This is a genomic window from Streptomyces sp. NPDC003697 (assembly GCF_053587115.1).
On the sequence record NZ_JBSFNN010000016.1, the window covers coordinates 20,023 to 42,395 of the forward strand.

The following is a 22,373-nucleotide window of genomic DNA, read 5'->3' on the forward strand; positions in this document are numbered from 1 at the left end:
CTGCCGCGCGACACCACGCGCACACGGCAGCGGCCTGGTAGCCCCGATGGTTCCGGCCGTGGCGAGGCCGGTCGCCGCCGGAGCGACCGTCTGGGTCCTGGCCGTCGCCGCAGTCCCCGGAGGCGAACGCCCGCAGGTTCGAGGCCCTTCTATGGTGAGAGTGACGTCTGCCGTCCCACGGAGGAATCGCGAGCATGACGAACGCGGAGGAACGTGCGACGCGGGTCCGCGAGGTGCGCCGCCGGCTCACGCGGGAGGGGCCGCCGTGGACGCGGGACCAAGAGGGAGACTTCGGGACCGTCACGGTGCCCGAGCGGCACTGCGACCAGTTGCGCGATCTGATGGTCTCCGAGGGGGCCGAGAAGGTCGTCGAGGTCGGTCTCGCGTACGCCGGCTCCGCGCTTGCCATCGGTGAGGCACTGGCAACCGTCAACCGTTCGCTCCCCCGGCACGTCATCATCGACCCGTTCCAGGAAAGCGCGTACTCCAACGCCGGCTGGGAGCTGCTGTGCTCTGCGGGGCTGGACTCGATCGCCACGCTCATGCTCACTCCTTCGTCGATCGCGCTCCCGCAACTCCTCACCGAAGGCTTCGTCGCCGACGCGGCATTCGTGGACGGCAGTCACCGGTTCCACGAAGTCTTCGTCGATCTCTACTTCCTGCGCAAGATCGTCCGCCCCGGGGGCCTGATCGCCATCGACGACGACTGGTGGCCGTCCGTGCACACGGCCGCGCAGTACTACGAGCAGAACCTGGGGTGGACGGTGATCCCCGACGCCTTCCCCGGCGAGACGATCGGCGTCGGACCTCAGGGCGGACACCCGGCCCGGTGCAAGGCATACCGCTTGCCTGCCCCCTCGTTCGAGCCTTCCTTCGAGGACTTCCGCCCGTTTTGACCCTACCGAGGAGAGCACAGGCGGAGGTGGGGGTATGTCCGCCCCCGCCCACGCCGTGTGCCTGAGAAGGCCCGTCTACGATCAGCGGCCATGGACTGGCTGGAGCGGATCGCGAAGCTGAGGCAGTGGACCAGGAACGGCACCCGCGCTCCGCACAAGCCGGTGCTGCTCCTGTACGCCCTCGGCCGGTTCCAGGAGGACGCCGAGGGCGATCTGCGGTACACCGCGGTGGAGCAGGACCTGCAACGCCTGCTGACCGAGTACGGCCCGCCCCACAGGACGACGCCCGCCTACCCCTTCCATCACCTGGTCGGCGACGGGGTATGGGAAGTGCGCACCGATCGCGGGCCCGGCAGCCCCGGAAGCGGAGTCCGGGACCTCCGGGAGACGGGCGCCACCGGACGACTCGCGCCGGACTTGAGAGCGGCGCTGCGACGCGAGCCGCAACTGCTCGGCAGAATCGCACGAATGCTCCTCGACCTGCACTTCCCACCCTCCCTCCACAGCGAGCTGTGCGAAGCCGTCGGCCTGGAGCTGGAGCCGGCGGAGACCGAGCGGCTCTCGAGGGGACGCAGGCAACGGGACCCGCGGATGCGGGAGCTGGTACTGACCGCCTACGAGTACCGGTGCGCCTTCTGCGGCTACGACGGCAGGATCGGCGCGGTGCCGGTCGGGCTGGAGGCCGCCCACGTGCGGTGGTGGGCGTTCGGCGGCCCCGACGACATCGAGAACGGGCTGTGCCTGTGCTCGCTGCACCACAAGCTCTTCGACAAGGGTGTCCTCGGTGTGGGAGACGGCCACCGCGTCCTGGTCTCACAGCGCTTCGTGGGCCACAGCGCAGCCGCCCGCGAGCACGTCACAGCCCTCGCGGGCCGTCCACTCGTCGGTCCGCAGCCCGGCGCGCTCCCTGTTGCCGCGGCTCACCGCGACTGGCACACCCGGCAGGTCTTCCACGGCGAGCCGCGCCCCGCCACGACTGCCTGAGCGCTGCGTCCGGCCTTTCAGACAGGCCCTAGGCGTCCCAGAGCTCTCCCAGGGCCAGCAGTTCGTCCCGGTGCTCGATCCGGTCCGCCCACTGGGCGGGCCAGGCGTCGGCGCCCAGCCAGGCGCCCGCGAAGGCGCCGGTGAGGCAGGCGATCGAGTCGGAGTCGCCGGAGGAGCAGGCGGCTCGGCGCAGGGCGGTGACGGGCTCGTCGGGGAAGAGCAGGAAGCACAGCAGGCCGGTGGCGAAGGCCTCCTCGGCGACCCAGCCCGCACCGGTGGCCAGGCACGGGTCGGTCTCCGGTGAGACGCTGCGCACGGCTTCCTGGAGCCGGCCGAGGATCTCCAGGCACTCGTCCCAGCCGCGCGCGATGAAGTGCTCGGGGGTGGGGTCCTGGGAGCGGGTCCACAGGTCGCCGAGCCAGGTGCGGTGGTAGCGGGTGCGGTTGTCGTAGGCGTACGACCGCAGTCGGCCGACGAGTCCGGCGGGGTCGGTGCCCTGGGCGAGCAGGTGCACGGCGCGGACGGTGAGGTCCGAGGCCGCCAGGGCCGTCGGGTGGCCGTGGGTGAGCGCGGCTTGCAGCTGGGCGGCGCCGGCGCGCTGTTCGTCGCTGAGCCCGGGGGCGAGCCCGACGGGGGCCACGCGCATGTTGGCGCCGCAGCCCTTGGAACCGGTCTGGCTGGCCTCCTGCCAGACACGCCCGTCCGCCTTCAGCAGATTGCAGGCGGTCAGGCATGTGTTGCCCGGGGCCCGATTGTTCTCCGGCGACTCATACCAGTCGACGAACTCCTCGCGCAGCGGCCGCTCCAGCCGTTTCGGGGCGAGCATGCCCCGGCCCAGGGCGGTCCTGAGTGCGCGTCCGAGGGCGAGGGTCATCTGCGTGTCGTCGGAGACGAAGGCGCGCTTCGGCAGCTCCATCTCCCGCCAGGGACCGCACTTCGCAAGGATCGAGGGCACGTCGTCGAACTCGGTCGGGAAGCCGAGAGCGTCCCCGAGGGCGAGCCCGATCAGTGCTCCGGTCGCGGCGCGCTTGCCCACGGTCGTCGCGGTCATGGAAAACCCCTTCCCCCGCTTATCGTCAGAGCGACCATAAGCGGGGGAAGGGGTTCCTCACAACCTCCGGAGCCCGTCCGTGATCCGGCCTGATCCAGTCCGAAGGCCCCTGTCGGGTCCGCTCGGCGCCGTCTCCGGGGGGATCCGGAGCCGCTCTCCCACCGCCCCGGATCGAGGCCCGGAGCCGGTCGGCGATGCGCGGGCTCCCGGTGACGCGGCTGCCGCGTCACCCCTCGTCGCCCGACTCGCCCGTTGAGAACCGGCCGTGCCAGACCGCCTTCGCGCCCGAGTCCCCGATCCGGTACACCTCGACGGCTGCGCCGACGGCCACGACGAGAGCGAGCACCAGCACCGCGATGCGCACCGGAACGGAAGAGACCCGCCGAGCCACAGCGGACGCCCCGCCCGCCGTGGATGGTCCGGTCGCATCGCCGCGCTCACGCGTCCAGCCGGAGCCGGCGCGGCCGAGCAGCCAGGCGGCGATGGTCAGCACGAACAGAGCGATCACCCAGGGAGTGAGATCAGAGCCCATCTCGGCGTGCTCCTCCACCAGCGCGGTCTCCCGCACTCGTTCTTCCAGCCACTCGCCGGATTCCGTGGTCAGCACCACCAGAACGAGGGTGACCAGCCCCAGCACCGGCAGTACCCAGCCGAGCCGGCGCGCTGCGGACGGCCACAGCAGACAGACGAGGAGGGCCAACGCTGTCAGCGGGACCAGCACCACGGCGCTGTGAACGAAGAGGGGGTGGCCCGGAAGGCCGTTGATCAGCCCAACATTCACGGAAGCTCCTTCGGCGCCTTGGTGTCGGGCGAGCGAGGTCACTCGCCCCGGTACGTCATTTCCCACATTGCGTTACAGGTGTGGTCCGGGCACAGGAGATGCGCGTGCATATGGAGTACCGAACAGGGTGCAGCGCCACCCCCGCCGAGGCCGGAGTCCGGCCACGCGGCGCATGGGGCGGCGCCGTCAGCCGCATCGGGTCGCGCGGTGTGCGTCCGGGGCGGGCCGGACGGCCGGAGCACGCGCCGACGCGGTGCGGCACCCGCCGGTGAGCCCATGGTCAGGTGCGCACCAGTGGCGACCTGTCCAGGATCACGATGCCCGTCACAGCCAGGGCCGCGCCGAGGATCTGGACGGCGAGATGCCCGGACGTGGCCAGGCGTTCGTGGAAGACGGCGGCTCCACTCAGGACGGCGCCGATCGGCTCGACGGTGTCGATGAGCGGAAGGCTGACCGCCAGGGATCCGGCCTGGAACGAGCTCTGCGCCACCAGCAGCCCCGCACCGCCGACGAGGAGCAGTGCGTACGGCTCCCAGTGCGCCAACGCGGCCGGGCCCCGGTCCCGGAACAGACCTGCCGCGCTCTTCGTCAGCGCGTCCAGCAGCGCGAAGAGGAGCCCGGCAGCGGTCGCGTAGACCCCCGCACGAACCCGGCCGGAGGTCCGGAGGCCGGCCGACACCAGCACGGTGACGCAGGCCGCGACCACCGCAAGGAGCGGCAGCCAGTCCCGCACGCCGGGCCGGCCCCCACCCGCGGAGTAGGGCAGCACGGCCAGGAAGGCGGCCACTCCGCCGGCGGTGCACACCGCGCCCGTCACGTCCTGCCGTGTGAGCCGCCGACGGCGTCGCCGGGCCAGGAGCGGCAGGGCGAAGAGAAGGTCCGTCGAGGCCAGCGGCAGCACGAGCGCCAGGGGGCCGAAGGCGAGAGCCGCGCCCTGGACGACGAACGAGGCGGCCGACAGGACGATACCGGCCAGCCACAGCGGCCGATGGGCCAGAGCCCGGATCAGCCGGGGCCGAAGGGACTCCTTCGCGGGCATGACCACGGCGGCCTCCTGCTGCAGCACGGCCGCCACGGCGAAACAGCAGGCGGCCAGGAGCGCGGCCGATACGGCAACGGCGATGGCCATGATCACAGGATGCTCGCCGCCCGGCGTGGCCGCACACCAGTGGGACCGGCTGAGCGGGGTGACGGATCGACGCAGGGGACGTTCGCCTCACGGAGCGCGGACGTCTCGCCGGTATGCAGTGAGCGGTGCGTTTTCCCCTGGCTGGGCTCACGATGTCACGCCCTGGATGTGCCCGACATGCCGCCTACGGGGGCTTTCGTTACGTTCGTCGCAGGTCGGTCGCCCGGCCGACGTCCGTGAGACAGAGAGAAGTGACATGCCCACGCGTACCCTTGCTGTGACCGCTGCCGGCGTAGGCACGGCGGTCCTTGCAGCCACCGGTATCACCCATGCCGCGACCTCCCAATCCGCCCCGGCGTCCCCGTCCGTCCACCACCCGGCCGCGGCTGTCCATCGGGCGGCCCAGCCCGACCGACGAGCCGCCCCCGCCGCGGCGCCCGCGAGCGTCGTCAGCGCGAGCGAGGAGAAGGGCGAGGGCCGCGACCGCGACGACGGCGGACACGACTACGGCCGCCAGGACGAAGGGTGGATCCAGTTCAACGAACGCTCGTACTCCGCGTCCACCGAGGGCTGCATCACCGCCGCCAGCGGACTGGGCTCCAGCAGCTTCAACGTGTTCAACGACAGCCGCAGGACCATCGAGGTCTTCCGCGGCTTCACCTGTGACAACGGCGCTCCGGTCGCCACCGTGGGTCCCCACGGTGAGACCAACGGCGTGGTGACGCCTACCGTCCAAGGGGGCCTGTTCGGCCTGTTCGGTGACGACGGCGTCGTGGGCAGCTTCCGGGTGCTCCACGACCACGACGAATGGTGACAGCACCGCCCGCGGCGCGGTGAGGAACCCGGCCCGCCGTAATCGGGCCGGCGTTCCCACTGGCGTGGGACGGTCACTGGCGACCAGGGTGACTCCTGGACAGATCGGCGAGTGGTCGGCAAGACGCCGGCATCGCCTACTCGGCCACGTGCGCCACGAGCAGCGGTTGGAAGAAGCCCGTCTCGTGCGGCATCCGCCACTCGGCGTCCACGAACCCCGCATCGGCCACGAGGCCGGCCAGCCGGTCTCGGCGGAGCGCCCAGTAGACGGTCCGGCGGACCTTGACGCGGAACTCTCCGCCGGTGGGCAGTAGTTGGAAGTGCTCCACGTCGTAGTGCTCACCGTCCTCGTGCCAGTGCCAGAGTTGGAAGGTGACGGTCCGCTCCTTCCCGTGCGGGGCCTGGTGGACCTGCGGAGGCGTCGAGGGGGGACGGTTGCGCAGCAGGTCGTCGTAGGGGCGCGTGCTGAGGAGCAGCACACCGGTGGGACGCAGTACGCGGCGCATCTCCACCAGGGCAGCGTGGACGTCCCGCTCCGTCAGCAGATGGGGCAGGGCGTTGTCGGCGCAGACGACGGCGTCGAACCGGGCGTGGGGGAACGGCAGGCGCCGCATGTCGGCGACGGCCGTGCGCAGCGGCACACTGCGGTAGGCCGCCTCACGGGCAGCGCGGGCGACGGCGCGGGCACTGAGGTCCGTGCCGATGACGCGGTGCCCGCGCAGCGCCAGACCGATGGCCTGTGTGCCGATGCCACAGGAGCAGTCGAGCACAGACGCGCTGTCCTGGGCTATGAGGCCGTCCAGGGCGACTCCCTGCCGGCGAATGCCTGCGTCCCAGTCGGCGTAGACCAGGTGGTAGTCATCGGCCAGCTCATCGTAGAAATGCGCTACCGAGGTCTCGAGCATGGCAGGAGACTAGTGCGCGCAACGTCCGGCGCGAAGCCCCCGGAGCGATCATGGCCCGGAGCCACGGGTGGGGCTGGTGTCGGTGGGCACCGGCGACCACGCAGGGCGCGGACCGGCCGCAGTAGCAGCAGGTTGGACGGCGTACTTCTCGGTGCCGTTCCTGCCGTGCCCGACCACTGCCGGGTGGCGTACGTGACCTTGATTGCCGTACGGTCTGCCGGCTCCGGACGCGGTGGGTCCGGGTCGTGCGAGGCGTCGCCCCCGCCCGCCGGAACCGCGGGACGGCCCTCGGCCTCCGAAGTCGATTACCGACCAGGAAGGCGGGTTGAGCTGTGTGATGATGCACGAACGATGACCGGCCCTGGGGAGGGGCCGGGTGCGTGAGAAGGGCGGGGCCCGTCGTGGGCAAGGGTGGGGAGTCCATACCGGACGAGGAGTGGGACCGCTTCCTTCGTGAGGCCGAAGCGGGGATCAAGGACGCGCCCGAGGAGCCGTCGGCGCGGGCCCGGATGGTGGCGCGGCGGTTGCGGGAGGAGTCCAGCCGACCGGAGCCGTGGCGGGGTCACCGACCGGCCCGGCGGCAGGGGGGCAGGGGCTGGTACGCGGTCGGTCTGCTGGCCGCGGTCGCCTTGCTGGTCGTGGCGCTGGCTCCGGGGCGGGTGGCCGGATGGTTCGGAGCCGGAGTCGGAGGCGGCGGAGGTGACGGGAGTGCGCCGCTGGCCGCGGAGTCGGAGCGTCCGAGTGCGCCGCCGCCGACGGAAGTGGCAGTCCTACGTCCCACTGTGGATCAGCCGTTCAGGGGGTCGCCGGCGGCGCAGTGGGGGGACGGGACGGCCGGCATCGGCCTGCCCGAGGCGCGGGCGACCGGCTGGATGAGCAAGGGGCAGGTCGCGCAGGCGCTCGGGAAGAGCCGGGACTTCCTCTCCGCTTCCAGTCTGGATCCCGGCGTGCTGCGCGGGGAGCGGCCGACGAGGGCCATCGCGTTGATCAATCCTCGTCAGCAGGACGTCCAGGACTACCTGGCCACCGCGTTCCGTGCGCCCAGCCGGGAGAACGATCCTCGGCTGCTGTTCAGCCGGTTCGACAGGACGGAGGTGCGGCTTGTCGGGGATGTGGTCAAGACACGAGGGCGGATGACGTACCGGGAAGGCAAGCGGGGCGCGGTCGAGGTGACCACCGACGTCACGTACGTCTATCCGGTCGTGCACGCCGCGGCGGGAAGCGATGACGTCGCGCGCACGATCGTGCGCCGCGAGGTCGTGATGAGCTGGGACGACCCGGCGAAGGTCGTCACCGAGCCGGGTACGTTCTCCCTCGTCTCCTACCGGGCGGACACCACCAACGGCGGCTGCGACACCTTCACCGGCTACCTCACCCCCGAGTTCGGCGCGGAGCGCACGGTCCCGCACGCGGGAGACGGCCCCGAGGTCGACCCCTACGACCGGAGTACGGCGATGGACACGCTCATGCGGGAGGCCGGCGACGCGAGGTGCGGGACCGCCACACGGTCGTGAGGCCCGGTCGCAGGAAAGCGAGGCGGCGGACGGTCCGGCCGCCCTCCCCCGCGGACCGCGCCACCGGCCCCGCGTGCGCCGCCTCCCCCCGCTCGGCCCTGACCCGACCAGCCGCGCCCCGTCGGGGAGTTGACCTTCCCCCTGCGTCAGGCTTCAGGCTGTTGCCCCAACGAAAGGGGCGCCGTGTGAGCTACTCCGTGGGGCAGCTGGCGGTTTTCGCCGGGCCACGGTGCGTACGCCGCACCACCACGACCGGGCGGGGCTGCTGTCGCCCAGTGGCCGCAGCCACGCGGGCTACCGGCTCTCCGGCGATGCCGACCTGATCCGGCTCCAGCGGATCCTCTTCCGTGTCCTGCGATCGCGTGCACGCCTGGTTCTGCGTGGCAGGACCGCGACGGGTCCGGATCGAGTGATCCGGACCCGTCGGTGGCTGGACGCTGCCGTCAGAGAGTGGCGGCCTGGACGGCCGTGCCCGCCGCGACACCCTCGTGGGTGGCGACGGCCAGGACGTCCGTGGCGACGGCTGCGACCGGCGTCTCGACGCAGAGACCGGCGGAGCCGCCGGCCGCGAGGCCGCCGGAGACGTTGTCCAGAGCGGCGTCGGAGAGCTCGGCCGTCGCAACCTGGGGGGCGGGGTTCATCACGCGCGGTTCCCTTCGAATGAGCACTTGTGAATGGCAGCGTTCGCTCGCTCGGTTTCCGGTAACCGCGAATCCGACTGCGCGAGCTGGCGCCACCCGAAGGATCAAATCAGGTCGGCCAGGGGCCGGCCAAGCCGCCCGCGCCCCGGCCGGAACACAGAGCCGATCACGCCTTCACCACTGTGAACACGCAATGGCCGAACACGCCGACTCCTTCACACGGCCCCCTGAGGAGGTCCGGACATCACGCTTGCCACCGGCACCCGGAGCGGTGACTCACACACCGAAGCCGGACGCTCACAAGCCGTTCATGACGGTCTCTCAGCTTTGGAGTGACCTCCCGGTGAACTGTGTGAGGGTCCGTCGGATTTTTCGCATCCCCCGAGTCCGCCACTCCATCGAGCTGCACTCCCCGACCTGCTCCGTGGCTCAGGGCCTGTCCGACCATTCCCGTCTGCCGCGAATGGTCGGACAGGCCCCAGCTCCGAACCCGGCCTGCGGAACGTGCGGAGACGCGGCCCGCACTCCGTACCCGACCACGGCGGCGCGCTCCGGCACCACGTCGGCGCGTTCGCCCGTCTACTTCGGGTCGCGGGCGAACAGCGACCTCGACCAGAGGTGGCCGAGCAGGGCCAGTGCCAGGCACCAGGCGACGGCGAGCCAGCCGTTGTGCCCGACCTCGGTGCCGAGCAGCAGACCGCGCAGGGTTTCGACGGCGGGGGTGAACGGCTGGTACTCGGCGATCGGCCGGAACCAGCCCGGCATGGTGCCGACCGGAACGAAGGCGCTGGACAGCAGCGGCAGGACCATCAGCGGCAGGGCGTTGTTGCCGGCCGCCTCCGCGTTCGGGCTGGACAGGCCCATCCCGACCGCGATCCAGGTGAGGGCCAGGGAGACGAGGGTCAGCAGCCCCACCGCCAGGATCCAGTCCAGGGCCGTGGCGTCGGTGGACCGGAATCCGATGGCCACCGCGACGGCGCCGACGAGGACCACGCTCAGCACGCACTGCAGCACGCTGCCGGCGACGTGCCCGGCGAGGACCGCCCCGCGGTGGATCGCCATCGTGCGGAAGCGGGCGATGATGCCCTCGGCCATGTCGGTGGAGACGGACACCGCGCTGCCGATCGTGGTGCCGCCGATGGTCAGCAGCAGGATGCCGGGGACGAGGTAGGCGAGGTACTCGGAGCGGTCCGCATGCCCGTCACCGATACCGGCGCTCATCACGTCGCCGAAGACGTAGACGAAGAGCAGGAGCAGCATGACCGGCGTGAGCAGCAGGTTCAGTGTCAGGGACGGGTAGCGGCGGGCGTGCAGGAGGTTGCGGCGCAGCATCGTGGACGAGTCGCGCACGGCGAGGGCGAGGGAGTTCATCGGGCGTCCTCCTTGGGCTGGTCGGTCCGGCGGGGCACGGTCGAGCCGGTCAGGGCGAAGAACACGTCGTCGAGGTCGGGGGTGCGCACGGTCAGCTCGTCCGCCTCGATGCCGGCCGAGTCCAGCCGGTCGAGGACGGCGCGCAGTTCGCGCTGGGTGCCGTCGCTGGGGATGCGCAGCGACAGGGCCTTGTCGTCCCTGGTGGCCTCACGCAGCGCCAGGGCGGCGGACCGGTAGGCGGACGGGTCGGTGAAGCGCAGTCGGACGTAGCCGCCGGGGATGAGCCGCTTGAGCTCGTCGGCGGTGCCCTCGGCGGCGATCCGGCCGCCGTCGAGCACCGCGACGCGGTCGGCGAGTTCGTCGGCCTCCTGGAGGTACTGCGTGGTGAGGAAGACGGTGACGCCGCCGGTGACGAGTTCGCGGATGATCTGCCACATGGTGTGGCGGGAGCGCGGGTCGAGGCCGGTGGTCGGCTCGTCGAGGAAGATGACGCGCGGGTCGCCGACGAGCGTCATGGCGATGTCGAGGCGGCGCCTCATGCCGCCGGAGTAGGTGGAGGCGGGTTTCCTCGCGGCGTCGGTGAGCTCGAACCGCTCCAGCAGCCCGGCTGCGACCCGCCGCCCCTCGCGCCTGGGCAGGTGGTGCAGGTCGGCCATGAGGAGCATGTTCTCCTCGCCGGTGATCAGGCCGTCGACGGCGGAGAACTGGCCGGTGACACCGATCGCGGCGCGCACCTCGTCCGGTGACGTGGCGATGTCGTGGCCCGCTACCTGGGCCTGTCCGCCGTCGGCGGTGACGAGGGTGGACAGGATCTTCACGGCGGTGGTCTTGCCGGCGCCGTTGGGCCCGAGGAGCGCGAACACGGACCCGGCGGGGATGCGCAGATCGATGCCGTCGAGGACGGTCCTGTCGCCGTAGGACTTGCGCAGGCCGACGGCGGAGAGGGCGGCGGGCGGCTGCCCACCGTCACCCCGTCTGAATGTGGACATGACAGACGAAGGCATGGAGCCCTCCCGTTCGAGGAGTGGGGCGACTGGGGCGAGTGGGCGGACCGTCGGGCCTGCGGTCAGGCCCGGGCGCGGCGGACGTCGATGTTGCCGTACCGGGTGCGGGCGCGGACCTTCACGGTGTCCTCGCTCTCCTCCGGGGCCCCGGACGCGGTGAGGGCGTTGCGCACCTGGCCGGAACCCGAGCTGACGTCGAGCCAGGCGGCGGTGCCCTCGCGGACGCCGACGTCGATGGCGCCGTAGGAGGTCTCCAACTGCACGGTTCCGCGCGCCACTTCGCCGACACGCAGGGTGCCGTGGGCGGTGGTGGCGGTGACCGACTCCTCGGCTCGCGCGATGTCGATGTCCCCGTTGGCACCGCTCACCCGCAGCTCGCCGGTGGCGGCGCCGACGGTCGTGGTGCCGTGCGAGTTCTTCAGGACGGCGGGACCGGCGACGAAGCCGACGCGCAGGCTCCCGGAACTGGTCGTGATCTCCGCCCCGCCCTCGACCCGGTCGACGGTGATCGATCCGTGGGAGGCGGTCAGCTTCAGCGGGCCGGTGGTGTCCAGGCGGACGTCACCGGCCGAGGTCTTCACCCGGACCTCGCCCAGCCGGCCCTCGCCGAACACCTGGGCCCAGGCGCCGGTCATGTCCACGTGCGAGCCGGTGGGCAGTTCGACCGTCACGTCGACGGTGCCGGTGCGGCCGAGGCCGAGCAGCGCGGGCTTGGGCGTGCGCACGGTCAGGACGCCGCTCGCACAGGTGACCTCGGTCTGGTCGGCCGCCCGTACGTCCTGCTCCTTCTTCGGGTCGCGGGGCCGTACCTCGACGACGGTGTCGAGGCGGTCGCCCGCGGTGAACTGGATGGATCCGGCCTCCACGCGCACGCTGGCCGAGATCGGTTCGGGGGTGTCGAAAGCAGGCATGGCTGTCCCGTCCTCCTGGGTCTTCGGGGCGTCCCTGCTGATGGGACGTGATGTGGGGGGGGTGAGGTGGGTGGTGTGAGGTGGGTGGTGTGAGGTGGTGCGGGCGCCGGCGCGGCTAGCGCACCCAGCCCGTGAAGCTCTGTCCGACGGTGCGGGTCCTCTCCGTCGTACGCGGCCGGCTGCCGCCGTCGACCGCGGCCGACACCGCGCGCACCAGCCAGGCGTTGACCGACAGGCCCTCACGGCTCGCGGCCTCCTCGGCGCGCGCCTTGAGATGGGCCGGCAGGCGCAGGTTGACGCGGGCGGTGCCGCCCTCGTCGCCCTCGGCCGGAGCCGAGAGCGGCGCCACGAGCGCTTCGGCCGGCGCGGCGGGCTCGGCAGGGGCACCGCCGTCGGCCGGCGCCGGTGTCACGACGAAGTCGGGGTCCAGCCCGCGCAACCGCACGTCGACCGAGCCGGGGGCGAGTTCGCGGGTGATCTCGTCCATCGCGGCGGAGAGCACGTTGAGCAGGGTGAGCCGGGTCGCCGACTCCAGAGGGGCGGTGAGTCGCTCGGCCAGCTCGCGGGCTTCGTCGCCGCCGGCCTCGGCGGCCACCGCCAGTTCGCGGCGGAGGGCGTCGACATACGGGGTGAGGTCCATAGCGCCATCATGGCACCACAGTGATGCCACCGCAAGCCACATAGCGGCGTTTCCGGATGCACCATGGCAGCGCCCGCTCGCTACCTGGGAACATGCGCCGGCATCCTTCGCGCCCCTTCGCACGCGACGACATCAACCCAACACCTCAAGGACCGTCCTAAACACGGGAGAGCATCCAAGGGCGCTGGCCGGCACCATGTGGCGTCTACGCGACGTCACATGGCGCCATTCGGCGCCAAGGGGTGCCATGTGACGCCACCGCGGGGACGCCCCAGCGTGCGGGTAAGGCGCCGGATCAGATCAGCCGCCTTGCGCAACCGCTTGTTACAGCCGGGCTGCCGGGTCAGGTAGGGAAACAAATGACGCAGGTGAGCGCGGGCGTGCCGCAGCCACCGGGCCTCGGAGGTGAAGCCCAACATGGCTTGCATCATCGCCGGCGTCACCAGCTCCGGGTCGCTGAGCCGCAGCGCGATACCCACGGCCGGCCGCCACGGGGCCCACTGCGGCGATCCCTTCAGCAGATCGTCGGTCTTCACATGAAGTGCGGTGGCGAGGGAGTCCAACTCCGTCTTCACACAGTGACGTTGGGTTTCCTCTCTCCAGCCGCGCAGGCGATGCTCCGGAAAAGATCGGTATCTGGCTCCTGCGGACTCAGGCGCCCACGGTCCCGTCGACACCCTCACGGAGAAAGTCCGCGTGCCCGTTGTGACGGCCGTACTCCAGGAGCACGTGCACCATCACCATCCGCAGCGAGACCTCCTCGCCCCATCGTGGCTGATACCCAGCCTGGTCCAGGGACTCAGCCTCCCGCTCGATGCGGCGCGAGTTCTCCACCTCGGCCTCCCAGGCTGTGAACGCCTCGTCCCTGGTCGACGCGCTCGCGTCGTACGCCGCCTGGAAGTCGATCTTGTCGGACCAGACCAGGGGCACGTCGTTGTCCTCGAACACTCGACGGAACCAAGCACGCTCCACCTCCGCCATGTGTCGCACCAAACCGAGCAACGAAAGCGTGGACGGCGGCATCGACTGCTGGCGCAGCTCCTCGTCGGTAAGCCCTTCGCACTTCATGGCGAGGGTCGCGCGGTGGTAGTCGAGGAAAGCCCGCAGCGTGTCACGTTCGCTTCCAAAACTGGGCGGTCCTATGCGACTGTCGCTGGTCACTGGTCATGCTCCTTATCCGTGCCTGCGTGCAGGGCCAGTATCTGCTCCCGTCGACTGTCACCAGACGAGGGCCGTCAACCCGACCTGACCGTCACCACGGAGGTCACCAGTCACAGGATCAGAAAGGCTGATCGCTCAACCGTAACCACAACCGCCCCCTGGAATCGATCACCTAGCCGGCCGAGTCGACCAGGGTCTCGAACCCCGAGTCGTCGCAGTAGGACACGGCACGGCCCTCGGCGTCGGTGTCGCCGGCAACCGCGGCGACGGTGGCGTCCAGGACGTCGCTGCCGTCGGCGGCGATGCCGTCCCCGCCGAGCCTCCTCGAAGCGCTGATGGCGGCCTGCCCGGCTGACGCCACGTCGTCGGACTCGGATGACGGGGCACTCCGTGCGTCATCGGCACCGGCGTCCGCCACGGCTCGTCGGGCGTCCTGCCAGGATCCCAGCTTGGCGCAGTAGTCCTCCTGCCGCTCCCTGGAGCGCGCCGGTTCCTCCGACGAGCAACTGCTCATCAGGACGGTGACCACGACAACGGCCACTGCTCGCGTGACCCCTCCTGTGCTCCTGCCTTGCCGCAGCACGGACGCCCCTCCCCGAAGTCGTCGACGGGGAGCAGTGGATCACGAGGCAGGAGCGGGCCGAACGGCCGCTGGTCCTCACGCCGGAGGCTCACCGGGCACCGCCTGCCGGACGGCCGTCGCGACGCCGGTCGGGTCGTAGCCGTCGGGGACGCCTTCGACCAGGATGATGTCGCCCCGGATGTGCCGGGAGCGCAGGGGGGCGATCTCCTGGTAGGCGGGCGAGTCCCACCACGCCCGTGCCTCGGCGACCGAGGGGAAGCCGATCATCACCACCGCCCCGGGCCAGTCGCCCTCCTTCGTCTCGTGCGGCGTGCCGTGCACCAGGAAGCGGCCGCCGTACGGCTCGAAGGTGTCCGTGATCCGCTCGATGTACTCGGCGATCTCCACGTGCGGAGCGGCCTCACGCAGGTGGGCTATGGCGTAGGCGGTCATGGCTACCTCCCGGTCCGTCGGGCTGCGTACACCGGCCATCCTGGCCGCGGGCCGTGCCCGGGGTCGATGACGCGGGAGGTAATGCCGTGCCCGTGGGGTGGGCAGCCCGGCAGGGGCGGACTGACGTGATGTCAGGGTTCGATCCGCCGGGTGTCTCGTCCCACGGAGATGATCAGGGCGGAGACGGCGGCCGTCGCGGCGAGGCTCCCCGTCGCGACCATCCCCACGCCGACCATGAAGAGGCCGCTGGCATCGTCCGACCAGTCGGCACAGGCGGCCACGGTCAGGCCGGCCGTGGTGCCGAGCACCGCGCTCGCGAAGTGGCGCCGGGATGCCACCCGGTACACGGGTACGAGCAGGCTGAGTACCAGCCCGATCACCTGCCACGCCTCGTACGGACCGGTCGTCGACCCGTCGGGCCGCACGTCCCGCTGCTGGTCCCAGCCCAGCCAGGCCGCCCAGAGCGCCAGTGACACTCCGGTCAGGAAGAGGGCCGGGGCCAACCGGCGCACGGATGGGGCGAGTCGCTGTTCCATGGGCCGAGCGTCGCGGCTCGCGACCTGGCCGACCAGAGCGAACGTACTCACCTCGACCCGAGTACACGAACCATGGGCGGAGGGTGATGTCGAGGACCGGAGCCGCGCCGCACGCCGCCGGGCCGGGCGCAGGGCTTGCGCCGCGGCTGTGCGGGTGGGGCGGTGGTTCGGGTGGGGGCGCGGTTAGCATCCGGGCATGACTACTGCAGAGAGCAACGGCGCCGCTCCCCTCGACGTGGGGATCGGTGCCCTCCAGGGCGGTTCCGCGGATCTCGCCCAGTACGCCGGCCGGGTCGTCCTCGTCGTCAACGTGGCGTCCAAGTGCGGGCTGACCCCGCAGTACGCGGGGCTGGAACGGCTGCACGAGCGGTATGCCGCGCAGGGCTTCACCGTGCTCGGGGTGCCCTGCAACCAGTTCCTCGGGCAGGAGCCGGGCAGCGCGGAGGAGATCGCCGAGTTCTGTTCGGCGACGTACGGCGTGACCTTCCCGATGACAGAGAAGGTCGAGGTCAACGGGGAGGGACGGCACGCGCTCTACGAGCGTCTCACCGGTTTCGCCGACGCCGACGGGCACGTCGGCGACATCCGCTGGAACTTCGAGAAGTTCCTGATCGGGCGGGACGGCGAGGTCGTCGCCCGCTTCTCCCCGCAGACCGAGCCGGAGTCGGCCGAGGTCGTCGCGGCGGTCGAGAAGGAGCTGGCCGCCTGAGGGCTCCGGTGCTCCGAGCGCGTGGGGTGGTCCCGTCCGCCGGGCGGCGGGGTCACTTCAGCTCGTCGGGGCACGGCGTACCGCGCGGGAGCTGGTACGGCGCGGCCAGTCGGTACGTGCCCGCCCGCGGCGCGACCAGCATCGTCCACCGGTCGCCCATCTCGTCCTGCTCGGTCTCCGTCAGGCAGCCGTTGACGTTCTCGTACGTCTTCGGCCCGTCCTCGGCCCGGTGCCTGGAGGCGTCGGTCTCCTGCGGGGCCTCCAGGCTCCTGCCCTGCTCGTCGACCAGGCTCAGCCACGGCGAGTAGGGGATGCGGATGAGGACGCGGCCGGCCCTCTTCACCTCCAGGGTCATCTCGCCCTGCTCGGCGCGGTCGACGACGGCGTCGGGCTCGGCGAGCGGGGTCGGGTCGATCACCCGGAACAACCGCCAGTTGGCGTCGCCCCAGACCTGCTCCAGGTAGGGCATGCCCCGCTGCACGAGCTCGCGTTCGCGTTCGCCCCCGTCGCCGTCCGGGTCGTCCTTGGGCAGCACCACGTAGTGGACGGCCCACCGCCGCAGCCACTCGTGGTAGTTGGCGGAGTTGAGCGTGTCGTCGTAGAAGAGCGGATTGCGTTCCATGTCGGCCTGGCGGTTCCAGCCGCGGGCCAGGTTGACGTACGGCGCCAGCGCGGAGGCCTCGCGGTGCGAGCGGGCGGGAACCACCTCGACGCGGCCCTTCTCCGCGCCGATCACCTGGAGCTCGTTGACGAGCGGCGCCAGTTCGCGCGCCCAGGACGCCCGGGGCGTGGTGTTCACGATGTCGTCGGCCGACTTGTAGCCGATCCATCCGACGAAGCCGGCGAAGGCCAGCACGATCGCGTACCACTTGCGTGAGCGCGGCGCGGCGTACGGCAGCGCCGCGACCAGAGCGACCCCGCCGAAGAGCATCGCCAGCCGGGTGATGTTCGAGCCGATCTGGGAGCTGATGAGCCACACGAGGACGACGGACAGACCGTAGACGGCGGCCGTCAGCCGGAGCGTCAGCCACTGCTTCGGCACCAGGACGAGCGCGAGCACCGAGTACAGCAGGGGCAGGATCACCGAGCCGAAGGACATCGGCTGGGTGCCCGAGAAGGGGAACAGCCAGGCGGCGACCGCCACCACCGCGGCCGGCGCCAGGCCAAGCGCCCAGGCGCCCGGGCGGCGCTTCTGCAGGAACAGCGCCACCGCGACGAAGCCGACGAACAGGCCCGCCACGGGCGACGCCATGGTGGCGAGCGCGGCCAGCGGGGCCGCCACGAGGGCCTTGGCCCACCGTTTGAAGCGCCAGCGGTGGGGCCAGCAGAAGACGGCCGCGACCGCGCCCAGCGCGAACATCGTGCCCAGGCCGAACGTCACGCGGCCCGAGAGCGCGTTGCACAGCAGCCCGAACACGCCCGCCAGCGCGGCCCACAGCGGGTTGCGCACCCCGGAGGTGTCCACGTCCGGGCGGCGCCGGGGGTGCGGCAGGGTGCGGATGAGGAGCAGCGTCAGCAGACCGGCGGACGCCGTCCCGGCGACCATCATGGTCGTCCGGACGCCGAGGACGGACATCAGGTACGGCGACACCACGCTGTACGACACCGGGTGCATGCCGCCGTACCAGGCGAGGTTGTAGGCCGAGTCGGGGTGCCGGCCGACGAACTCCGCCCAGGCGTCCTGCGCCGCGAGGTCGCCGCCGCTGTTCGCGAAGGTGAAGAACCAGACGAGGTGGAGCATGCCGGCGAGGGCGGTCACCGAGAGGACGGGGTGCCGCAGCATCCGCTCCCGCGCGGCCATGACGGCGGCCCGGACACCGCCGCGCCGCTGTCGCTCCCCACTCTCCCCGTGGCCGCTCCGGCCGGTGCCGCCGGCCGGGTCGGCGCCGTCGCCGGCGCCGCTGCCGTCAGGGGCGGGCGGGCGTATTCGCGGCCCGGTGCCCGGGTCCGGATCGGCGTCGTCCGCGCGTGTCGGCTCCGCAGTGGCCACCTGAAGGCACTCCCCGTGTCCCGTCTTCTGTTCTCGGTCGCTTCGTGTGCTCTTCCCGGCCGCTTTCCCTGTCGTTCCCCCGGCCGCCCTCCGCGACCGGCGGCGTGCCCCGGTTCGCGACGCTAGCACGCACCCCGCCCAGGGACTCCCGGGTGGGGTTCCCTGGGCGGGGCGGGGTGGCGCGGGTCAGCCGACCCGGGTCAGCTTGTCCGTCCAGGCCGGCTCGACGAGGTCCTTCGTCAGGGCGACGGGGACCTGGACGGCGCCGCTGGTGCCGCCGTCGCCGACGGTGAGCGTGGCGACCCTGGTGCCGGGCTTCGCCACGTGCGGCACCCGGTCGGAGGCGAACGACAGCTTCACCCGCAGTCCGGCCCAGCCGACGGCGGTGACGTCCTCGGTGACGGCGACCGGGGTCCGGCCGCCGAGCCCGTCGTCGACGTATCCGACGACGTCGCCCTTCTTCAGGATCGTGGCCGGCTTCAGCGCGTCCTGGGCGGCGCGGATCAGCTTGTCGGCCGCGTCCAGGGCGCCGCTGAGGATGGTGTTGTCCTCACCGCCCGGGCCCTGGCTGAGCACCGCGCCGACGACGGTCTTCGTGTCGTCGCCGACCTTCTTGGTGGCCGCGAACACCAGGTTGCCGCCGGCGGCCGTGGTGGTGCCGGTCTTGATGCCGATGACGCCGTTGGAGCCCACCAGGCGGTTCCAGTTGGGGTGCTTGGCGCCCTTGTAGTCGACGTACTCCATCATCTTGGCGATGTCGCGGAAGGAGGGGTCCTTCATCGCCGCCTTGGCCAGCTTCACCTGGTCCACGGCCGTGCTGACCGTCGTCTTCTCCAGGCCCGAGGGGTCGGTGTACGTCGTGTTCGTCATCCCGAGCCCCTTGGCCGCGTCGTTCATCTTGCCGACGAACGCCTTCTCGGAGCCGGAGTCCCACCGCGCGAGCAACCGGGCCACGTTGTTCGCGGACGCGATCAGGACGCCCTCCAGGGCCTCCTTCTGGGTGATGGTGTCACCGGCGTGCACCTTGACCGTCGACTCGCCGTCGTTGGTCGCCTGCCGCTCGGCGGGCTCGTCCACCTTGATCTTCTCGCCGTCGCCGTCCTTCAGCGGGTGGTCCCGCAGTATCAGGTAGGCCGTCATCACCTTCGCGACACTCGCGATGGGCGCCGGCTTCTGGTCGCCGGAGGAGCCGAACGTGCCGATGCCCTGGACGTCGAGGGCGCCCTGCCCGTCGGACGGCCAAGGGAGGTCCGCCTTGCCCCCGTCGAACGTGTACGTCTCCTCGGCCGTGAGGTCCAGGGTGGGCGCCGGCAGCGGCCGCAGAGTCTGTACGACCGCGAAGACGACCACCAGCAGAAGGACCAGCGGCGTCCAGATCTTGACGCGGCGTACGAAGGTGCGCAGCGGGGTGGGCGGGGGCGGCGGAGTGTTCGTCAGCTCGGCCAGCAGGTCGAGCGGCGGCTTCGGCGGCAGCGGCTGCTGGGTGGTGCGCTCGGGGCCGAGCTGCGGGACGGGCCGCGTGGCGTCGGCGGGGACGGCGGGACCCGCGGTGCCGGCGGGGGCGCCGGGACCGGTGGTGCCGGACTTCGGCTTCCGGGTCGCCGGGGCGTCGAGCGGCTTCAGCGCGACGAACCTGCTGGTGCGCTCGGCGGCGGTCTCGGACCCGGGTGCCTGCTTCGAGGGCTCGGGGGTGCGCTTCGGGGACCCGGGTGCCTGCTTCGTGGGCTCGGGCGTCTTCTTCGAAGGCTCGGGAGTCTTCTTCGAGGACTCGGAGGTCCGCTCGGAGGGCTCGGGTGCCTGCTCCGGGGACTCCGGTGCCTCCTTCGGGGTCTCCGGTGCCTGCTTCCCGGAGGACCTGGCCGCGCCGCCCAGCTTCAGCATCGTGGTCGGCTGGTCGACCGGCGGCCTGGCGGCGGGGCCCAGCTTCAGCATCGTGGTGGGCTGGTCCACGGGGCGCTCGGCGCCGGAGCCGCGGCCGGCCGCGCCGGTGCTCTCGTCGGCGCCTTCACCGTCGCGCGCTTCCTCGCGGTCGCCCCGGCCGTGGTGCTGGTCCTCGTCCTCGTCGGGCTTCCGGTCGTGCTTCCGGCTGCCGTCCGGGAGGCGGTCCTGGCCGGCGGGGTCGGACGCGAGTCGCGGGGCGGCGTCGGCTTCCGGGCCGGCCGCGGCGACACCGGTGGCCGAACCGTTCCGGTCGGTGGCCTCCGTGCGCCTGCCGTCGCCGGGCGCCGCCCTGTCCCGGAGGGTGGCCGCGTCGTCGCTGTCCTTCAGCTCGCCGGACACCTGCGGGTCGGCCGCGGTCTTGGAGGCGGCGGCGGTTCCCGGCGCCGGAATCGCCGACGTCCCGGTGGAGATCTCGTCGGCCTCGGTCGCGTTCCTGCCGGAGCCCCCGGTGGTCCCGGTGCTGCCCTCGTCCCGCGCGTCCCCGGCATCCGGGTCCGCCGCCCGGGCGCGCTCGTCCGCGGCCTTCGACGCGTCGTCCGCCGCGCTCTTCGTACCGGCGCCGGAGGCCCCCTCGGCCTCGTCCCGGACGTCGGTGGTCTCCTCGGCGCCGTCCGCACCGGCGTCCGTGGAGCCCTCGTCGGAATCCGTGGAGCCCTTGGTGTCCGCGGAGTTGACCCAGGCGGCCACGGCGGCGCGCAGGCGGGCGTCCCCGAGGCCCCCGGCCCCCGGGCGGGCCTCGCCGCCGTCGCGGTCGCGGTCGCCCTCACCGGAGCCGGCCTCACCGGCGGTGTCCGGCGCGTCCTGGCCCTCCGGGCCGGCGCCCGCGTCACCGGACTCGTCCCCGGCCGCGCCGCCCTCCCTCGCCGGGCCGCCCTTCCGGGTCGCCCCGGCCGCGTCGTCGGCGTCACCACTGCCGGCAGCCGCGTCTCCGGCGTTTCCAGCGTCCTCGGCGTCCTCGGCGTCCTCGGCGTCCCGGCCGCCCTTCGCCGGCGTCGGCACCGACAGCACCTTCGTCGCCGTGTCGCCGCCGGACCGGCTCGCGCCCGCGCCGGACTTCCCCGTCATGGAGAGCCGAGGATCGCGCGCCCCGCGCGCCTCGTCCCTCGTCTCGGGAACCGGAGCCGCGCTCCCGGACGCCGGTTCCGCCGACGACTCGCGCTGCTTCGACCTCTCGGGGGACTCGCCCGCCACCGATGCCTCCTCCTCGCGCCGCACGCCCCGCGTGCGGCTACCGAACCGTGAACTGCCGCCCGGACCACGGGGCCTGACCCCGACGGCCGTACCGCTGTCCGAACCATGTACCAGTGTCCTGTGACGCGGGCCGAACCCAAGCGGTAGACGAGAACGACATACCTGCCGGTTCCCTTACGAACCGGTCACGCACCCTCGACAGACCAATGTGAGAGGGGTCACCCTGTCATTCATCCACGCGGGGAGGCATGGATGGGCAGGAGCCGCAGAACAATTCCGGAGGAGCTTCTGCTGCTGGCACTGGACCCGACCACGGGTACCACTGCGCAGCCGCAGTCGCTCGACCTCGGTCTGGCCGGAGCACAGCTAGTGGAGCTGGCGCTGGCCGGACGGATAGCCCCAGACGGGGATCGTATCGCCGTGGTGGTGCCACGGCCGACAGGAGATCCAACTCTGGACTGCGCGTTGGAGTTGCTGCGAAGGCGTGGCGCTCCGGTACGGGCGGTCCACTGGATCGGCGGGCCGCGTCTGGGGTTGCGCCAGACCTACCTCTCGCATCTGGAGCGGTGCGGCATGGTCGCCGCCGTGCCCGGCCAGATGTGCGGAGTGCTGCCGACCACTCGCTACCAGGCCACGGACACGGCCATCAGCCGGGAGATCAGGTCCCGGCTGGACAACGCGATCCGCACCGGCGTGCCGCCGGACCCGCGGACGGCGGCGCTCGCCGCGCTGGCGCACGCGGTCGGGCTCGGCAAGCACCTGTACCCGGGCAACGAGGGACGCTCGTCCCGTTCCCGGCTGCGGGACCTGATCCGGCACGACCCCATGGGCGGCCTCGTGGCGCACGCCGTGATGGACGTCCAGAACGGCGCGGGGGCGCAGCCGCGCCGCAGCCCGGGGCCGGCCGCCCGCCAGACCGCGGGAGCCGGGCCGGCGACGGAAGCCGCGCGCGGTGTTCCGATGCAGCCGCGCCGGGGATCCATGGCGCGTGCCGTGGCCCACTGAGCCGCGGCGCGGCGGCCCGGCGCGCCGGAAGCTCACGCCACGGTCCGCCCGGCAGGACAGCGCACCACCCGGCGCCGCACCGTGGTCCCCGGACCCCCGGTACGGGAGCCGCTGGTCCCGGCGGGGTGGCCAGACCGCACGGTCTCGCCACCCCGCCCGGACGTATGCCGTGTGCGGCACCGAAC

At 72.1% G+C, this 22,373-nt stretch carries 21 protein-coding genes and 2 pseudogenes; 7 read left to right on the forward strand and 16 right to left on the reverse strand.

Going from position 1 to position 22,373, the window contains the following annotated elements:
- The first annotated feature begins 194 nt into the window (after positions 1–194).
- Positions 195–896, forward strand: a complete 702-nt coding sequence (locus tag ACWDNY_RS09295; protein WP_451645110.1) for a class I SAM-dependent methyltransferase — start codon at positions 195–197, stop codon at positions 894–896.
- Between the two features lie 90 nt (positions 897–986).
- Positions 987–1,880: a phosphorothioated DNA-binding restriction endonuclease gene (locus ACWDNY_RS09300; protein ID WP_451645111.1), complete on the forward strand. Its 894-nt coding sequence runs from the start codon at positions 987–989 to the stop codon at positions 1,878–1,880.
- 28 nt (positions 1,881–1,908) lie between these two features.
- Here ACWDNY_RS09300 and ACWDNY_RS09305 read toward each other — a convergent pair whose 3' ends face one another.
- The 3 genes from ACWDNY_RS09305 to ACWDNY_RS09315 form a co-directional block, all read right to left on the reverse strand.
- On the reverse strand, positions 1,909–2,931 hold the full coding sequence (locus ACWDNY_RS09305) for an ADP-ribosylglycohydrolase family protein (RefSeq protein WP_451645112.1): 1,023 nt from the start codon (positions 2,929–2,931) through the stop codon (positions 1,909–1,911).
- A 226-nt stretch (positions 2,932–3,157) separates the two neighbouring features.
- Positions 3,158–3,712, reverse strand: a complete 555-nt coding sequence (locus ACWDNY_RS09310) for a DUF2231 domain-containing protein (protein ID WP_451645113.1) — start codon at positions 3,710–3,712, stop codon at positions 3,158–3,160.
- Positions 3,713–3,992: 280 nt separating this feature from the next.
- The gene (locus ACWDNY_RS09315) at positions 3,993–4,841 is read right to left on the reverse strand and encodes a DMT family transporter (protein ID WP_451645114.1); all 849 of its coding nucleotides are present in this window, start codon (positions 4,839–4,841) and stop codon (positions 3,993–3,995) included.
- Between the two features lie 256 nt (positions 4,842–5,097).
- Here ACWDNY_RS09315 and ACWDNY_RS09320 point away from each other — a divergent pair, with 256 nt between their 5' ends.
- Positions 5,098–5,655 carry a hypothetical protein gene (locus ACWDNY_RS09320; RefSeq protein WP_451645115.1) on the forward strand — a complete coding sequence of 186 codons (558 nt, stop codon included), beginning with the start codon at positions 5,098–5,100 and terminating at the stop codon, positions 5,653–5,655.
- 136 nt (positions 5,656–5,791) lie between these two features.
- Here ACWDNY_RS09320 and ACWDNY_RS09325 read toward each other — a convergent pair whose 3' ends face one another.
- Positions 5,792–6,559, reverse strand: a complete 768-nt coding sequence (locus ACWDNY_RS09325) for a class I SAM-dependent methyltransferase (protein ID WP_451645116.1) — start codon at positions 6,557–6,559, stop codon at positions 5,792–5,794.
- Positions 6,560–6,960: 401 nt separating this feature from the next.
- On the opposite strand from ACWDNY_RS09325, the gene ACWDNY_RS09330 reads away from it, so the two are divergent.
- Together ACWDNY_RS09330 and ACWDNY_RS09335 are read left to right on the forward strand one after the other, a co-directional pair.
- Positions 6,961–8,073, forward strand: a complete 1,113-nt coding sequence (locus ACWDNY_RS09330; RefSeq protein WP_451645117.1) for a hypothetical protein — start codon at positions 6,961–6,963, stop codon at positions 8,071–8,073.
- Positions 8,074–8,258: 185 nt separating this feature from the next.
- Positions 8,259–8,419, forward strand: a pseudogene (locus ACWDNY_RS09335) (MerR family transcriptional regulator); the annotation flags it as partial.
- A gap of 97 nt (positions 8,420–8,516) precedes the next feature.
- On the opposite strand, the gene ACWDNY_RS09340 reads toward ACWDNY_RS09335, so the two are convergent.
- The 10 genes and pseudogenes from ACWDNY_RS09340 to ACWDNY_RS09385 all read right to left on the reverse strand — a co-directional run bounded on the left by ACWDNY_RS09340 (position 8,517) and on the right by ACWDNY_RS09385 (position 15,352).
- Positions 8,517–8,714: a hypothetical protein gene (locus ACWDNY_RS09340; RefSeq protein ID WP_451645178.1), complete on the reverse strand. Its 198-nt coding sequence runs from the start codon at positions 8,712–8,714 to the stop codon at positions 8,517–8,519.
- A gap of 579 nt (positions 8,715–9,293) precedes the next feature.
- On the reverse strand, positions 9,294–10,085 hold the full coding sequence (locus ACWDNY_RS09345; RefSeq protein WP_451645118.1) for an ABC transporter permease: 792 nt from the start codon (positions 10,083–10,085) through the stop codon (positions 9,294–9,296).
- A complete protein-coding gene (locus tag ACWDNY_RS09350; protein ID WP_451645119.1) occupies positions 10,082–11,089 on the reverse strand; it encodes an ATP-binding cassette domain-containing protein in 1,008 nt (335 codons plus the stop codon). The genes ACWDNY_RS09345 and ACWDNY_RS09350 overlap by 4 nt, the downstream gene beginning before the upstream one ends.
- A gap of 62 nt (positions 11,090–11,151) precedes the next feature.
- On the reverse strand, positions 11,152–12,000 hold the full coding sequence (locus ACWDNY_RS09355) for a DUF4097 family beta strand repeat-containing protein (protein ID WP_451645120.1): 849 nt from the start codon (positions 11,998–12,000) through the stop codon (positions 11,152–11,154).
- A 115-nt stretch (positions 12,001–12,115) separates the two neighbouring features.
- On the reverse strand, positions 12,116–12,640 hold the full coding sequence (locus tag ACWDNY_RS09360) for a hypothetical protein (protein WP_451645121.1): 525 nt from the start codon (positions 12,638–12,640) through the stop codon (positions 12,116–12,118).
- Positions 12,641–12,912: 272 nt separating this feature from the next.
- Positions 12,913–13,215: pseudogene (locus ACWDNY_RS09365) on the reverse strand (IS982 family transposase); the annotation flags it as partial.
- Between the two features lie 76 nt (positions 13,216–13,291).
- On the reverse strand, positions 13,292–13,801 hold the full coding sequence (locus ACWDNY_RS09370; RefSeq protein WP_345584165.1) for a DinB family protein: 510 nt from the start codon (positions 13,799–13,801) through the stop codon (positions 13,292–13,294).
- Between the two features lie 172 nt (positions 13,802–13,973).
- Complete coding sequence (locus ACWDNY_RS09375) at positions 13,974–14,342, reverse strand: hypothetical protein (protein ID WP_451645122.1); 369 nt, start codon at positions 14,340–14,342, stop codon at positions 13,974–13,976.
- 117 nt (positions 14,343–14,459) lie between these two features.
- Positions 14,460–14,816, reverse strand: coding sequence for a DUF1330 domain-containing protein (locus ACWDNY_RS09380; RefSeq protein WP_451645123.1), 357 nt, complete (start codon positions 14,814–14,816; stop codon positions 14,460–14,462).
- 131 nt (positions 14,817–14,947) lie between these two features.
- Complete coding sequence (locus ACWDNY_RS09385) at positions 14,948–15,352, reverse strand: hypothetical protein (protein WP_451645124.1); 405 nt, start codon at positions 15,350–15,352, stop codon at positions 14,948–14,950.
- A gap of 196 nt (positions 15,353–15,548) precedes the next feature.
- Here ACWDNY_RS09385 and ACWDNY_RS09390 point away from each other — a divergent pair, with 196 nt between their 5' ends.
- Complete coding sequence (locus ACWDNY_RS09390) at positions 15,549–16,061, forward strand: glutathione peroxidase (protein ID WP_451645125.1); 513 nt, start codon at positions 15,549–15,551, stop codon at positions 16,059–16,061.
- A 52-nt stretch (positions 16,062–16,113) separates the two neighbouring features.
- On the opposite strand, the gene ACWDNY_RS09395 is transcribed toward ACWDNY_RS09390, so the two are convergent.
- Together ACWDNY_RS09395 and ACWDNY_RS09400 are read right to left on the reverse strand one after the other, a co-directional pair.
- Positions 16,114–18,051 carry an MFS transporter gene (locus ACWDNY_RS09395; protein ID WP_451645126.1) on the reverse strand — a complete coding sequence of 646 codons (1,938 nt, stop codon included), beginning with the start codon at positions 18,049–18,051 and terminating at the stop codon, positions 16,114–16,116.
- Between the two features lie 186 nt (positions 18,052–18,237).
- Positions 18,238–21,057, reverse strand: coding sequence for a D-alanyl-D-alanine carboxypeptidase (locus ACWDNY_RS09400; protein ID WP_451645127.1), 2,820 nt, complete (start codon positions 21,055–21,057; stop codon positions 18,238–18,240).
- A gap of 378 nt (positions 21,058–21,435) precedes the next feature.
- Here ACWDNY_RS09400 and ACWDNY_RS09405 point away from each other — a divergent pair, with 378 nt between their 5' ends.
- The gene (locus tag ACWDNY_RS09405; RefSeq protein ID WP_451645128.1) at positions 21,436–22,188 is read left to right on the forward strand and encodes a GOLPH3/VPS74 family protein; all 753 of its coding nucleotides are present in this window, start codon (positions 21,436–21,438) and stop codon (positions 22,186–22,188) included.
- The last annotated feature ends 185 nt before the right edge of the window (positions 22,189–22,373 follow it).

Excerpts from the sequence above, each read along its gene's own strand:
- ACWDNY_RS09295 (WP_451645110.1), top strand. The coding sequence starts at position 195 with ATGACGAACGCGGAGGAACGTGCGACGCGGGTCCGCGAGGTGCGCCGC.
- ACWDNY_RS09300 (WP_451645111.1), top strand. The coding sequence starts at position 987 with ATGGACTGGCTGGAGCGGATCGCGAAGCTGAGGCAGTGGACCAGGAAC.
- ACWDNY_RS09305 (WP_451645112.1), bottom strand. The coding sequence starts at position 2,931 with ATGACCGCGACGACCGTGGGCAAGCGCGCCGCGACCGGAGCACTGATC.
- ACWDNY_RS09315 (WP_451645114.1), bottom strand. The coding sequence starts at position 4,841 with ATGGCCATCGCCGTTGCCGTATCGGCCGCGCTCCTGGCCGCCTGCTGT.
- ACWDNY_RS09320 (WP_451645115.1), top strand. The coding sequence starts at position 5,098 with ATGCCCACGCGTACCCTTGCTGTGACCGCTGCCGGCGTAGGCACGGCG.
- ACWDNY_RS09325 (WP_451645116.1), bottom strand. The coding sequence starts at position 6,559 with ATGCTCGAGACCTCGGTAGCGCATTTCTACGATGAGCTGGCCGATGAC.
- ACWDNY_RS09340 (WP_451645178.1), bottom strand. The coding sequence starts at position 8,714 with ATGAACCCCGCCCCCCAGGTTGCGACGGCCGAGCTCTCCGACGCCGCT.
- ACWDNY_RS09345 (WP_451645118.1), bottom strand. The coding sequence starts at position 10,085 with ATGAACTCCCTCGCCCTCGCCGTGCGCGACTCGTCCACGATGCTGCGC.
- ACWDNY_RS09350 (WP_451645119.1), bottom strand. The coding sequence starts at position 11,089 with ATGCCTTCGTCTGTCATGTCCACATTCAGACGGGGTGACGGTGGGCAG.
- ACWDNY_RS09355 (WP_451645120.1), bottom strand. The coding sequence starts at position 12,000 with ATGCCTGCTTTCGACACCCCCGAACCGATCTCGGCCAGCGTGCGCGTG.
- ACWDNY_RS09360 (WP_451645121.1), bottom strand. The coding sequence starts at position 12,640 with ATGGACCTCACCCCGTATGTCGACGCCCTCCGCCGCGAACTGGCGGTG.
- ACWDNY_RS09380 (WP_451645123.1), bottom strand. The coding sequence starts at position 14,816 with ATGACCGCCTACGCCATAGCCCACCTGCGTGAGGCCGCTCCGCACGTG.
- ACWDNY_RS09385 (WP_451645124.1), bottom strand. The coding sequence starts at position 15,352 with ATGGAACAGCGACTCGCCCCATCCGTGCGCCGGTTGGCCCCGGCCCTC.
- ACWDNY_RS09390 (WP_451645125.1), top strand. The coding sequence starts at position 15,549 with ATGACTACTGCAGAGAGCAACGGCGCCGCTCCCCTCGACGTGGGGATC.
- ACWDNY_RS09400 (WP_451645127.1), bottom strand. The coding sequence starts at position 21,057 with ATGACGGGGAAGTCCGGCGCGGGCGCGAGCCGGTCCGGCGGCGACACG.
- ACWDNY_RS09405 (WP_451645128.1), top strand. The coding sequence starts at position 21,436 with ATGGGCAGGAGCCGCAGAACAATTCCGGAGGAGCTTCTGCTGCTGGCA.